The organism is Micromonospora sp. WMMB235 (assembly GCF_001855515.1).
Taxonomy (GTDB): Bacteria; Actinomycetota; Actinomycetes; order Mycobacteriales; family Micromonosporaceae; genus Micromonospora; species Micromonospora aurantiaca.
On sequence record NZ_MDRX01000001.1, the window covers coordinates 1,382,680 to 1,394,890 of the forward strand.

Genomic DNA, 12,211 nt, shown 5'->3' on the forward strand with positions numbered 1-12,211 from the left:
CCGGACTTCCCGCCCCTACGGGTGCTTCGGGAGCACGACCACCCGTCCGAAGAACTCGTCGATCCGGCGTACCACGTCGTTGAAGTCGTCCAGGTCGATCGGCTTCGTCACATACGCGTTGGCCTGGAGGGTGTAGCTGCTGACCACGTCGGTGTCGGCGTTGGAGGTGGTGAGCACGACGATCGGGATGGTCCGCAGGCTCTCGTCACCCTTGACCTCGCCGAGCACCTGTCGCCCGTCCATCCGGGGCATGTTCAGGTCGAGCAGGATCACGTCGGGGCGCTGCGCCTCGGTGTGCCGGCCCTCGCGGCGGAGGAACTCCATCGCCTCCTGGCCGTCGGCGACCACGTCGATGACCTTGTCGACGTCGGAGTCGGCCAGCGCCTCCTCGATCATCAGGACGTCACCCGGGTCGTCGTCCACCACCAGGATGCGAACGGGGCTGGGGCTGGTCTGACCCATCGGTTTACCTGCTTCGTGGTGAGGAGGGCGTCCGGCCGCACGGCCGGCTGCTGGCGGGGAAATGTACCGGATCAGGAGGCGGCCGGCGCGGTCGGGTCGGCGGTGTCGAGGCCGCGGTGGAGCACCTCGGCCAGCCCGGTCACCTGGAGCACCCGGGCCACCCGGCCGGTCGCCCCGGTGAGCCGCAGCCAGCCGCCGTCGGCGGCGACGATGTTGTCCCCCCGGACGAAGGCCGCGATGCCGGTGGAGTCGCAGAACGTCAGTTCGGTGAGGTCGAGCAGCAACTCGCGGTGCCCCTCCGCCACCACCCGGTCGATCGCCGAGCTCAGCTCTCCGGCCGTGCCGAGGTCGAGCTCGCCGGCCAGCCGGAGGCAGACGCCGCCCCCGTCCCGCTGGGCGTACGTGACGGTGAACGTCACAGTGGCCCCTCTCGCTCCCACCGCAGGCGAACCCTTGCAGTGGTGCAAGTATATGCGACGGCCGGCCCGGCGCCCGTCAGCGGCCCGCCGCCGACAGCCCGCCCACCAGGGCCCTCCCCCGGTCGAGGAAGGCGGCCGCGCGTGGGAAGTCGCGCAACTGCTGTCCATAGTGCTCCAGCGTCAGCCCGACCGCGCCCGCCGGCACCCCGCGGCTGACCAGGATCTCCACCAGCCACTCGACGAACCCGGTGAACAGCGTCGCGTCGTCCACGTAGAGCGCGGCGGCCAGGAAGTCCACGATGTAGCCGAGGTCGCTGATCGTGGAGTCGAGCTGCGCCGGGGTGTAGCCGGCTGTCGACGGCACCCGCTCGCGCAGGTCGGCCAGGGCGCTGTCGATCAGCTCGCCGCGCCGTTTGACCAGGCTGACGTACTCGTCGTCGGCCAGGTGATCCAGCCGCGCGGGCGGCGTCTCGCGCAGCGCCCGCTCGTCGGCCACCAGGTCCGCCGCGGCCGGCGCGTCGGGCGCCCACGGCACACCGAGCACGCGGGCCCAGCGGCCGTCGTCGCCGAAGCCCCGGCCACCGACCACCACCGGCACGTCGGAGCGGCGGCACGCCTCCACCATCCGGTGGGCGTGCGGTAGCCGCATCGGCAGCGCGCAGGCCAGCGCCACCGCCTCGGCGTCGTAGCGATGCAGGTAGGACACCAGGTGCGCGGCCGGGACGCTGGCGCCGAGGAAGACGACCTGCCAGCCGCGCAGCCGCAGCACCTCGGCCACCAGCCGGGCCGGCAGCGCGTGCCACTCACCGTCCATGCAGGCCATCACGATCCGCCCGCGGGTCGGGCGGGGATCGGCGTACGCGGCCACAGCGGCCACCACCCGCTCGCTGATGTGGGTGGCGGCGTGCTCCTGGGCGACGCTCCACTCGTTGCGGGCCCAGCGTTCGCCCACCTCGGCCTGGGCCGGGGCGACCAGATCCAGCAGCACCCGCTCGGCCGGCACGCCCGCCTCCAGCAGCCCGCGGGCCACCGACACGGCGGCGGACTCGTCGGCGTCGGCCAGGCACTCCAGATAGCGGGGGAAGGCGTGGCCCAGGTCGGCCTCGACGGTCGGCACGGTCACGCGAACAGCTCCCTCGTTCGTTCGGTCACGGCCGGATCCGGCACCGCGTGCAGGTGCCGCGGCGCCCGCCCGGCCGGGCCGGTGGCCCGCAGCGCCAGCACGGCGATGTCGTCGTGGTCGCCGTGCGCGAGCCAGTCGCAGGTCACCTGCTCGACCCGCTCGGCGAGCGCCGGCGCGGGCATCCGGTGGCAGCCGGTCACCGCGTTGAGCAGCCGCTCGGCGCCGAACTGCTCGTCACCGCGCCGGCCGCCGCGCGCCTCGGTCACTCCGTCGCTGTAGAACAGGCAGGTCTCCCCCGGCGCCAGGTGCACCGTCACCTCGCCGATGCGGGGATCGGGCACCACACCGATCAGCATGCCGCGCAACGGCACCACCTCGACCTCGCCGGACTCCCGCAGCACCAGCGGCGGCAGGTGCCCGCCGCCGGCCAGGGTCAGCGTCAGGCCGCCGTCGCGGTGCGGCCGGGCCACGCCGAGCACCATGGTGGCGAACCGGCCCTGCCCGTGCGCCTGCGTGGTCTCCAGCAGCGCGTCGTTCAGCAGCTTCAGCAGCCGTCCCGGCTGGGTCTCGACCCGGTGCAACGCCTGGAGGCACTGGCGCAGCTGACCGGTGAACACGGCCGCCTCCACGCCCTTGCCCGACACGTCGCCGAGGAAGAAGACCGAGCCGCCGTCGGCGAGCCGGTGCGAGCCGTAGAAGTCACCGCCGATGCGCAGACCGGCCTGCGCCGGCCGGTACGCGGTGCCCCACTGCACCCCCGTCGCCGAGGCCGGCTCGACCGGCAGCAGGCTGGCCTGCAACGTGTCGGCGACCTCGGCCTGGTCGCGGTAGAGCATGGCGGTGGTCAGCGCCGCGCCGGCGCGGGCCGCGAACGCGCGGACCAGGTCCACGTCGGCCTCGTCGTACCAGCGGTCGGCGCGCCGGGCCACCAGCAGGGCCCCGGCCGGCGCCTCCCGGCCGGGCAGCGGCACCACCCGGGCGGTGGCGCCGGAGGTGTCCAGGCCGGGCAGCCAGCCCGCCTCGGCGGCCTGCTCGACCAGCCAGTCCAGCTCGTGCGGCTCAGCGCCGGCCAGGCCGGCCTCGATGGCCACGGGGAGCGCCGTGGCGGGCAGCACCCCGCTGTCCACCACCGGCGGCCGGTCGTCCGCGCGTACCGCCCGCCACCAGCGGGCGCGGCCGGAGCGGGGGGCGAGGACGAGGACCGCCACGTCGGCCGCCGTGGGTACGGCCAGGCGCACCACGGCGGCGGCGGCCCGGTCCGGGTGCAGCGGGTTGCCGAGCTTCTCGCCGACCACGGCGAGGAACGCCGAGCGGGCCCGCTCGGCGAGCAGCGCGTCGGCCCGGCTGACGCTCTCGGTGACGTCGTCGACGTACCAGCAGCGCCGTCGGTGGGACAACGCGACCGGGCGTACGCGCAGCCGCCGCCCGTGGTGGGTGAACTCGGCCGGGCCGTCGCCGCGCAGCGGGACCGGGCCGGCCGCGGCCAGCAGCTCGCCGGGCGTCACCTCGGGGATCAGCCGCTCCGCGACCGGGCTCACGTGCTGGACGACACCGTCGGCGTCGCAGACGACCAGGCCCTCACGGAAGTGCTCGACCACCTCGGACCAGTTGGGAACGGTAAGGTCGTGGTCGGCTGCCAGCGGCGGCAGGGCGGACGGCACCGGCGCGGCGGCGGACCACGCCGGAGCCCGTGCGGCGCTCGGCGTGGAGATCCGTCCGTCGCCCGGGTCGGCACCCCTGACGTCGGCAGCAGTCACCAGCTGAGCCCCACTCTCCTCGTCGACACCCGGGGGCGCCGGACCCGGCGCCTGTGGTCACGTATCACCGCCCACCCTACGCCGGTATGCCGGGACCGCCACCCCACGGCGCTGCGGCCCGCTCGCGCATCCAGCGAGGTGATGGCGCTGTTGTTACGATCCTGTCAATACCGGCCCGACCGGCAACCCCGCGGAAAGGCGTGACGTGGTTCCTCAACGGAGAAGGCCCGAGGCGAGCCCGCTGAGCATCTCCGTGGATCGATCGAACCCGGCCGTCCCGGTGGTCGTCGTCGGCGGCGACCTGGCGTACGCCACGGCGGGCCCGCTGCGCGCCGAGATCGACCGGCTGCTCACCGCGCGTCCGACGACGCTGGTGTTCGACTTCGGCGGCCTTCAGTTCATGGACAGCACCGGCCTGTCCGTGATCGTGCACGCCTGGCGGGAGGGCCAGCACGCAGGCACCGCCATCGAGCTGCGCGCGGTCCCGCGCTTCCTGGAGACCATCCTCGACCTGACCGGCGTCACCGGTCTGCTCGACCGCTCGCCGGTCGACGACGCCGCCGGCCGCCCCGTGCCGGGTTCGACAGCGTCCGCGTGACCCCGGGGGTTTCCCGGCCGTGCCCGGCTGGGAACATGGGTACGTGCCCTCCCAGATGTTGACCATCGAGGTGGACCGGCTCGACGCCGGTTCCGCCCGGGTGCGGCTGGCCGGGGAACTGGACTTCGACACCGCGCCGGAACTCGTCGACGCCGTGGCCGACCTGCGCCGCGACGGTCACCAGGAGCTGGAACTCGACTTCGCCGGGGTGGACCTCTGCGACTCCTCGGGCCTGAGCGCGCTCGTGGTGATCCACCGGGCCGGCACCGGGGCGATCCGCCTGCTGAACCTGAACCCGCAGATCAGGCACCTGCTGGACCGCACCGGCCTGGCCGAGTTGCTGGCCGCCCCGCCGCAGGAGCTGACCGGCGGCGCCCGCGAGGCGGGCTGACCCGGCCGGCGCCGCCCGCGAGACGGGCGGACGCCCCGCGGACAGGGGTGGCCCCCGACCCTGGGACCAGGGGCCGGGGGCCGGGAGGATGGCTCAGACGGCGGGCGCGGCCTGCCGGTGCGGTGCTTCGTCGCGCGACTGGCCCGCGACTGGAGGCTCGACGTCCTCCGGCGCGCCGGAATCGGGCGTCTGGAACAGATAACGGACGAAGTCCCCGCTCATGTCGTCGTCGTCCGCTCCGGGCCACTGCCCGACGCAGTCGACGCCGACCACCTCGCGTCCACTGCCGTCGTGGTGCTCCAGCAGCGCCCAGAGGGTCACCGGGTAGGAACGGGTGTCGTCCGGGCCGATCCGCCAACGGGCGTACCAGCCGGGACGGGCGGGGACGATCTCCACGATCCGTTTCATGTCGACCTGCCCTTCCGCGTGCGTCGGAAGTTGTCCGGTCCGTCCGAGCCTGCCGCCCGCCGGGGTGAGCGCTCCTCACCCGCAGCGAATGAAGCGTCCGCCGGACGGTCCGCCGTTACCTTCCCGGCAGCGCCGGGAACGCGGTCGGCGCAAGCGCAACCGACCCAGGAACGAGGTGCGACGATGCGCAAGCAGATGGAGGGCGACAACCAGCGCCGCCGGGCCCTGGCCCGCGAGGCCCGCGAGCGAGGGCTGCGGCCGAGCCAGACCGGCGCCAGCCTCAGCGCGTCCAAGCAGGTCACCTCGCTGGACCAGCACGACCGGTCCGGCCCGCCGCCGGCCGGACGGCACAAGCCGGACACGACCCGGGGTGGCCCCGCGCCGCCGCCGGCCGCGGTCGCGGAGCGGCCGCGGCCGCTGCCGGACCCGACACCGTCACCCGGGGTCTCGATGGGCTACCGGGATCTCGTCGACGACGTGAGCCGGCGTGCGGGGGTGGACTTCTCCGCGGCCAGGGTCGCGGCGGAGGCCACCGTGCTGGCCCTGGCCCGGGCGCTGGACGAGACGGAACGGGAGCGGCTGCTGGAGGCGGTGCCGCTGACCCTGCATGACGTGGTGCCGGTGCACGGCATGGAACGCCGCCGCGACCTGCCCGGCTTCCTGGCCGAGGTCGGCCGGTACAGCCGCCTCACCCCGGAGCAGGCGCGGTACCAGGCAGAGGCGACGCTCGCCGCGCTCGCCGAGGCCGACGCGGATCTGGTCGAGTCGCTGCGCGTACCCGACGAGTTGCGTGACCTGCTCGGGCCGGCCGACTTCGGCGGCGGCCTGGTGGGCGCGTCCTCGGCCACCGCGCCGCTGACCGAGGCGGAGCTGCGCGACGCGCTCGCGACGCTGCCCTACTGGTCCAGTGACAGGCGCTCGCTCGTGCGCACGATCGAGCTCCCCGGCGGCAACCTGGACCGGGTGCTCGACCGGCTGGACCGGCTCAAGTCCGACGTCGGACGCTCGCCGCAGATCGGGCGTCCCGACCCGGACAACGCCGTGCTGACGGTCCGGACCCAGCAGGTCGACGGTGTGACGGCGGCGGACGTGGACCTCGCGCACCGGGTGGACGCGGCAGTCGACGAGGCCGGCGCCGGGATGGCGGCCGGCTGACCCGGCGGCGGAACGGCCCCGGTCCCATGCGGGCCGGGGCCGCCCGTGGCCGCGCGGTACCGTGTCCCGCCGTGGATCACGACGACACCGAGACCCTGGAGATCGTGGTGGACCCGGCCCGCCCGTCCGGGCGCACGCTGCTGGCCGACGGGGTCGAGCAGTCGTACGTGGACGTGGCCGACGCCCGGTACCTGCACTTCGAGTACGTGCGGCGGATCACCGCCGCGATCGACCTGGCCGCCCCGCGCGGCGCGGCGCTGACCGCGCTGCACCTCGGCGGCGGCGCGCTCACGCTGCCGCGCTGGCTCGCGAGCACCCGGCCCGGTTCGGCGCAGCGGGTGATCGAGCGCGATCCGGGCGTGGTCGAGCTGGTCCGACGGAAGCTGCCACGGCTGCCGCCGGAGGTGGTGGTGGCGCTCGGCGACGCCCGGGAGGCGGTCGCCGAGGAGCCGTCCGGGACGTACGACGTGGTGGTGGCCGACGTGTACCGGGCGGCCCGGATGCCGCCACAGGTGGCGGCGGTCGAGTTCGCGGCGCAGGTGGCCCGGGTGCTGCGCCCGGACGGCCTCTACCTGATCAACCTCACCGACCTGCCGCCACTGGCGCACACCCGGTCACAGGTGGCGACGCTGCGGGCGGTGTTCGCCGACGTCTGCCTGGTCGCCGACCGGCGGATGCTGCGCGGACGCCGCTACGGCAACGTGGTGCTCGCCGCCACGCCCACGGCGGGCCGGATCCCGGTGATCCGGCTCGCCACCCGCGTCGCCGCCGACCCGGTGCCCGGAACGGTGCTGCACGGCGCGACGCTCGACGCGTTCGCCGCGGGTGCCCACCCGGTCACCGACGCCGACCTGGGCTGAGCCGGGTTTCCGTACCCCCAGCGCGGGTAGCCGCGCCGGATGAGCGCCGCCGACGATCGGTCCATCGCGCGCCGGACGCTGATCGTGATCGGTCTGGTCCTCGCCACCGGGGTCGGGCTGGCGCTGGTCTGGGCCACCCGGCGGGTGCTGGTGTGGGGACTGGTGGCGGTGTTCTTCGCGGTCGCCCTCAAACCGCTCGTGGACCGTCTCGAACGTCGGGTACGCCGCCGCGCGCTCGCCACGTTGCTGGTGTTCCTGGCCGCGTTCGCGCTGTTCGCCGCCGTCGGCGCGCTGATCGTGGTGCCGCTGGTGGACGAGGTGGGCCGCTTCGCCGACCGGGCGCCGGACATCGTGCGCGAGGCGCAGGCCGGGCAGGGGCCGCTCGGGCGGCTGCTGGACCGCTTCCACCTGCTCCGCTACGCCGAACCCGGCCAGCTGCGCCGGTACGGCGCCCGGCTCGGCGACCCGACGGTAGGGGTGGTCCGCAGCGTGGCCCAGGCGGTCGCCGCGCTGGTCACCGTGGTGGTGCTGGCGTACCTGATGGTCCTGGAGGCGCCGAAGATCGTGGCCGCCACGCTGCGGCTCACCGGCGACGGCGCGGCGGCGCGGCTGCGGCGCATCGGGCGTGATTCGTCCCGGATCGTCACCGGCTACCTGAGCGGCAACCTGCTGATCAGCGTGATCTGCGGCGGTCTGACGTTCGTCGTACTGTTCCTGCTCGGTGTGCCGTTCGCCGCGGTGATCGCGCTGACGGTCGCCGTGTTCGACCTGATCCCGCTCGTCGGCGCCACGCTCGGCGCGCTCGCCGCGGCCGGCGCGGCGTTCCTGCACTCCCCCACCGCCGGCCTCGTCGTGCTGGTCTTCTTCGTGGTCTACCAGCAGGTGGAGAACCATCTGCTGCAACCGGTCATCATGGGCCGCGCGGTCCGGTTGAACCCGTTGACGGTGCTGGTCAGCGTGCTGCTGTCGGTCGAGCTGGCCGGGCTGGTGGGGGCGCTGCTGGCGATCCCGGCCGCCGGCATCGTGCAGGTGCTGCTGCGCGAGTTCGCGCCCGCCGGGCGGCAGGCGCTGCCGCAGCCCGCCGACGGCGAACCGGCCGACCCGGGTGCGGCCGGTACCGGAGCACCGGAACGGCCGCCGGCCGGCGGGTGAGAGCCGGCCGGCGGGTGTGTGCGGCGATCAGTGGCGGCGGGCCAGCTCCGGTGACTCGCTCTCCAGCGGCACCGCGTTCGCGGGGACCAGCCCGAGCTGCACGGCGGGCCGGGGCAGCGTCGCGTCCAGCGCCCAGTCCGCCGCGACCCGGGGGCGGTTACCGGGCATGGCCAGCAGGTGGTAGCCGCGGGTGACGGCCTTGGCCGGCAGCCCTGCGAGCGGCACCTTCAGCGGGTTCGCCGCCGCGTCCTTGCCGCCCAGGTCCACCACCCAGCCCAGGTCGTGGTGCTTGTACGACTTGCGCACGCCCTGACCGTACGAGGCGGCGATGTTGTGCGCGGCCAGCTTGCCCTGCCGCTGGGCGTGCTGCGCGGTCATCGCACACACCTGCCCGGGGCGGGTCGGGTCGGGCACGGCGGCGGCGTCGCCGCAGGCGAACACCTCGGGGTAGCCGGGGACGTTGAGGAACTCGTCGACCACCAGCCGGCCCTTCTCGGTGCGCAGGCCCAGTTCGGCCACGAACGGGTCGGGGCGTACGCCCACGCACCAGACGAGGCTGCACGTCGGGACGTACTCGCCGTCGGTGAGCATCACCCCGTCCGGGGTGGCCTCGGCGACCGAGGTGCCCATCCGCACGTCCACGCCGCGTTTGCGCAGCACCCGGTCGGCGGTGACCGACATCCGCCGGTCCAGTTCGGGCAGCACCCGGGGCGCCACGTCCAGCAGCATCCAGCGCGGCCGGACCTTCAGGTGCGGACGCTGGGCCATCAGCCGGTCGGTGAACAGCTGCCCGTGCGCGGCCACCTCGGTGCCGGTGTAGCCGGCGCCGACCACCACGAACGTGGTGCGGGCCCGCTGCTCGGCCGGGTCCTGGGTCAGCTCGGCCAGCTCGACCTGCCGGACCACGTGGTCGTGCAGGAACAGCGCCTCGGGCAGGCCGCGGAAGCCGTGGGCGTACTCGGTCACGCCGGGGATCGGCAGCAGCTTGTTGACGCTGCCCACGCTGAGCACGAGCCGGTCGTACGCGAGCTGCCCGTGGTCGCCCTCGACGGAGCGGTAGCCGACCCACCGGTTCTGCAGGTCGACACGGTCGGCCTCGCCGATCACCACGCGGACGCCGTCGAGCGTGCCGGCGAGCGGCACCGCGATCCGGGTCGGCTCCACCACACCTGCCGCCACCTCGGGCAGCAGCGGCAGGTAGAGGAAGTAGTCGGTCGTGTTCAGCAGGACGATCTCGGCCCGGTCGCGGGCCAGTCGGCGCAACGTCTTGGCCGCGTGGTACCCGGCGAACCCGGCCCCCACGATCACCACCCGTGGTTTCGTCATGCCTGCTGCCGTTCCCGGGCAGACCTGCGACAAACGTGCCCGTGATCCATCCATCAGCGGCTATATGGACATTCCTCGTGATCGGCGCGAGGATGCCGGGATGGGAAACCACGAGACCGCCGAGGGTCGGCCCACGAGGTCCAGCCGGCGTACCTTCCTCACCGCCTCCGCCGCGGCCACCGCCGCCGCCGTCGCCACCCCGCTCACCGCCGCCCCGGCCGACGCCGCGACCGGCGCTCCCCCGGGCCCGGGCCGTCCGGCCCGGCCGCAGCGGCCCGGCCGCGAGCTGACCGCGCTGCTGCGCGAGATCGACAGCCGCCGGATCGAGGCCGTCGTGCGCCGGCTCGCCGCGTTCGGCACCCGCCACACCCTGTCCAGCCAGACCGATCCGGTACGCGGCATCGGCGCCGCCCGCGACTGGATCCACGCCCAGCTCTCCGGGTACGCGGCCGCGTCCGGCGGCCGGATGACTGTCGAACTCCAGTCGTACGTCCAGCAGCCCGCCTCCCGCATCCCCGTCCCCACCACCATCACCAACGTGGTGGCGACCCTGCGCGGCGACGTCACGCCCGAGCGGGTGTACGTCATCACCGGCCACTACGACTCCCGGGCGACCGACGTGATGGACGCGGTCAGCGACGCGCCGGGCGCAGACGACGACGCCTCCGGCGTGGCGGTGGTGATGGAGCTGGCCCGGGTGCTGTCCACCCGCCGCACCGAGGCCACCATCGTGCTCGCCGCCGTCGCAGCCGAGGAGCAGGGACTGTACGGCTCGGCGTACCTCGCCTCGCAGTTGAAGGCGGCCGGCGCCGATGTCCAGGCCATGTTCAGCAACGACATCGTCGGGTCCAGCACCGCCGACGACGGCACGCGCGACCCGCGTACCGTGCGGTTGTTCGCCGAGGGCGTGCCGACCGCCGAGACCCCGGCCGAGGCGAGCGTGCGGCAGTCCGTCGGCGGCGAGAACGACTCGCCGTCGCGGCAGCTCGCCCGGTTCGTCACCGACGTGGCCGGGAACTCCGCCACCGGCATGGACGTGCGCGTCATCTACCGGCGGGACCGCTACCTGCGCGGCAGCGACCACATCTCGTTCCTGCGCGAGGGCTGGCCGGCCGGCCGGTTCACCGAGCCGAACGAGGACTTCGCCCACCAGCACCAGGACGTGCGGGTCGTCGACGGGGTGCAGTACGGCGACCTGCCGGAGTTCTGCGACTTCGGCTACATCACCCGGGTGGCCCGGGTGAACGCCGCGACGCTGTGGTCACTGGCCCAGGCGCCCGGCACACCCAAGGGCGTCACCGTGGTGACCACGAACCTGACCAACGACACCACGTTGCGGTGGCAGCGCGGGCCCGAGCCGGACCTGGCCGGGTACGAGGTGGTGTGGCGGGAGACCACCGCCGACCAGTGGCAGAAGGTGCTGCCGGTCGGCGACGTCACCGAGGTGACCATCGACCTGTCCAAGGACAACGTGTTCTTCGGCGTACGGGCGGTCGACCGGGACGGGCACCGCAGCCCGGTCGCCTTCCCGAAGCCCGGCAGCTGAGGCCGGCCGGTCACCGTCCTCCGGCGCCGCACTCAGTCCGGCGCCGGGGCGGTGATCGCCCAGCGTTCGTGGTCGCGCCACGCGCCGTCGATGAACAGGTAGTCCGGGGAGAACCCCTCCAGCCGGAAACCGAGCCGCCGCGCCAGCCGCTTCGACGGCTCGTTGCCGGGCTGGATGTTCGCCTCCAGCCGGTGCAGACCGAGCGGCCCGAACGCGTACTCGATCACCAGCCGCACCCCGGCCGAGGCGTGCCCGCTGCCCGCGTACGGGCGGAACGCCGCGTATCCGAGGTAGCCGCCGCGCAGCGCGCCCAGCACGATGCCGCTGATGTTCGCGTATCCGGCGATCTGCCCGGTGGCCCGGTCGCAGAACAGGAACCCGGCGCTGTCCCGCCCCCGGATCTTGCGCAGGTACGCCGCGTAGCGCTGCGCGTCATCGGGCGCGGAGAGCCACGGATGGTGCAGGTCGCGGCTGCGCCGGACGGCGGCGACGAACTCCGCCTCGTCAGCCGGACGGGGACGGCGGATGGCGACGCGTCCGTCACTACGCAGGTATCGCACAGCGCCACTCTGCGCCACCGCGTCCACCCCACCCCACCCGGGGGTGCACTCCCCCTCCGCCACACGGCCCGCCGCGTCCGGAGTGCGCGTTTCCGCGCCGGCGCCCACTTCCGGCACGACCTCCCCGCCCCCTGTCCCGCCCCGACGTGAGGCGACCCGTCCCAGCCCGGACGTGAGGCCGCCCGCCCCGGCCCCGACGTGCCGCCCGTCCCGGCCGGTCCACCGCCCCGGGAAGGCGGGCCGCGACGCCGCTTCCGCCTCGCCCCAGGCGGGGCCCGTAGATCTTGGTAGGAAACGGCCCTCATGGGGGCCCTTTCGTACCAAGATCTCCCCGGCTCCCACGATGTGGCCTGCCGATCTCATTGTGCGGGGAACGACGCCTTGTAGCCCCGCACGGCACCTTTTGGCTCCTGTGCGGCACAGGTGACGGACCGAAATGCCCACGCGATCTTGC

At 74.4% G+C, this 12,211-nt stretch carries 13 protein-coding genes; 6 read left to right on the plus strand and 7 right to left on the minus strand.

Translation table 11 applies throughout. From position 1 onward, the window contains the following. Positions 1–15: 15 nt before the first annotated feature. The 4 genes from BFV98_RS06065 to BFV98_RS06080 all read right to left on the minus strand — a co-directional run bounded on the left by BFV98_RS06065 (position 16) and on the right by BFV98_RS06080 (position 3,761). Positions 16–462, minus strand: coding sequence for a response regulator (locus BFV98_RS06065; protein ID WP_013285990.1), 447 nt, complete (start codon positions 460–462; stop codon positions 16–18). Between the two features lie 71 nt (positions 463–533). Beyond that, positions 534–881, minus strand: coding sequence for an STAS domain-containing protein (locus BFV98_RS06070; protein ID WP_013285989.1), 348 nt, complete (start codon positions 879–881; stop codon positions 534–536). A 76-nt stretch (positions 882–957) separates the two neighbouring features. Then, positions 958–2,004 carry a B12-binding domain-containing protein gene (locus BFV98_RS06075; protein ID WP_071095290.1) on the minus strand — a complete coding sequence of 349 codons (1,047 nt, stop codon included), beginning with the start codon at positions 2,002–2,004 and terminating at the stop codon, positions 958–960. Beyond that, positions 2,001–3,761, minus strand: coding sequence for a PP2C family protein-serine/threonine phosphatase (locus tag BFV98_RS06080; protein ID WP_053065524.1), 1,761 nt, complete (start codon positions 3,759–3,761; stop codon positions 2,001–2,003). The genes BFV98_RS06075 and BFV98_RS06080 overlap by 4 nt, the downstream gene beginning before the upstream one ends. 253 nt (positions 3,762–4,014) lie before the next feature. Between BFV98_RS06080 and BFV98_RS06085 the strand changes: the two genes are divergently transcribed. Both BFV98_RS06085 and BFV98_RS06090 read left to right on the plus strand, forming a co-directional pair. Beyond that, positions 4,015–4,359, plus strand: a complete 345-nt coding sequence (locus BFV98_RS06085) for an STAS domain-containing protein (RefSeq protein WP_083395235.1) — start codon at positions 4,015–4,017, stop codon at positions 4,357–4,359. A gap of 43 nt (positions 4,360–4,402) precedes the next feature. Next, complete coding sequence (locus BFV98_RS06090) at positions 4,403–4,750, plus strand: STAS domain-containing protein (protein WP_232236616.1); 348 nt, start codon at positions 4,403–4,405, stop codon at positions 4,748–4,750. A 93-nt stretch (positions 4,751–4,843) separates the two neighbouring features. Here the strand turns inward: BFV98_RS06090 and BFV98_RS06095 are convergent, their stop codons facing one another. Continuing rightward, a complete protein-coding gene (locus BFV98_RS06095) occupies positions 4,844–5,158 on the minus strand; it encodes a hypothetical protein (RefSeq protein ID WP_013285984.1) in 315 nt (104 codons plus the stop codon). Between the two features lie 183 nt (positions 5,159–5,341). On the opposite strand from BFV98_RS06095, the gene BFV98_RS06100 reads away from it, so the two are divergent. From BFV98_RS06100 to BFV98_RS06110, 3 genes are read left to right on the plus strand one after another with little or no spacing between them, the layout of a single operon-like run. Then, positions 5,342–6,313: a DUF2267 domain-containing protein gene (locus tag BFV98_RS06100; RefSeq protein WP_013477038.1), complete on the plus strand. Its 972-nt coding sequence runs from the start codon at positions 5,342–5,344 to the stop codon at positions 6,311–6,313. A 26-nt stretch (positions 6,314–6,339) separates the two neighbouring features. Next, positions 6,340–7,173: a spermidine synthase gene (locus BFV98_RS06105; RefSeq protein ID WP_071095294.1), complete on the plus strand. Its 834-nt coding sequence runs from the start codon at positions 6,340–6,342 to the stop codon at positions 7,171–7,173. 39 nt (positions 7,174–7,212) lie between these two features. Continuing rightward, the gene (locus BFV98_RS06110) at positions 7,213–8,325 is read left to right on the plus strand and encodes an AI-2E family transporter (RefSeq protein ID WP_071095296.1); all 1,113 of its coding nucleotides are present in this window, start codon (positions 7,213–7,215) and stop codon (positions 8,323–8,325) included. A gap of 27 nt (positions 8,326–8,352) precedes the next feature. On the opposite strand, the gene BFV98_RS06115 is transcribed toward BFV98_RS06110, so the two are convergent. Further along, the gene (locus BFV98_RS06115) at positions 8,353–9,651 is read right to left on the minus strand and encodes an NAD(P)/FAD-dependent oxidoreductase (RefSeq protein WP_013477041.1); all 1,299 of its coding nucleotides are present in this window, start codon (positions 9,649–9,651) and stop codon (positions 8,353–8,355) included. A 100-nt stretch (positions 9,652–9,751) separates the two neighbouring features. Here BFV98_RS06115 and BFV98_RS06120 point away from each other — a divergent pair, with 100 nt between their 5' ends. Beyond that, entirely contained in the window at positions 9,752–11,197 is a 1,446-nt protein-coding gene (locus BFV98_RS06120; protein ID WP_071095298.1) for a M20/M25/M40 family metallo-hydrolase, read from the plus strand. A gap of 32 nt (positions 11,198–11,229) precedes the next feature. Here the strand turns inward: BFV98_RS06120 and BFV98_RS06125 are convergent, their stop codons facing one another. Next, entirely contained in the window at positions 11,230–11,757 is a 528-nt protein-coding gene (locus BFV98_RS06125; protein ID WP_255368021.1) for a GNAT family N-acetyltransferase, read from the minus strand. Positions 11,758–12,211: the final 454 nt, after the last annotated feature.

What these genes read in the sequence shown, in the direction of transcription:
- BFV98_RS06065 (WP_013285990.1), bottom strand. Translation starts at nt 462, where the DNA reads ATGGGTCAGACCAGCCCCAGCCCCGTTCGCATCCTGGTGGTGGACGAC.
- BFV98_RS06095 (WP_013285984.1), bottom strand. Translation starts at nt 5,158, where the DNA reads ATGAAACGGATCGTGGAGATCGTCCCCGCCCGTCCCGGCTGGTACGCC.
- BFV98_RS06100 (WP_013477038.1), top strand. Translation starts at nt 5,342, where the DNA reads ATGCGCAAGCAGATGGAGGGCGACAACCAGCGCCGCCGGGCCCTGGCC.
- BFV98_RS06105 (WP_071095294.1), top strand. Translation starts at nt 6,340, where the DNA reads ATGCGGGCCGGGGCCGCCCGTGGCCGCGCGGTACCGTGTCCCGCCGTG.
- BFV98_RS06110 (WP_071095296.1), top strand. Translation starts at nt 7,213, where the DNA reads ATGAGCGCCGCCGACGATCGGTCCATCGCGCGCCGGACGCTGATCGTG.
- BFV98_RS06115 (WP_013477041.1), bottom strand. Translation starts at nt 9,651, where the DNA reads ATGACGAAACCACGGGTGGTGATCGTGGGGGCCGGGTTCGCCGGGTAC.
- BFV98_RS06120 (WP_071095298.1), top strand. Translation starts at nt 9,752, where the DNA reads ATGGGAAACCACGAGACCGCCGAGGGTCGGCCCACGAGGTCCAGCCGG.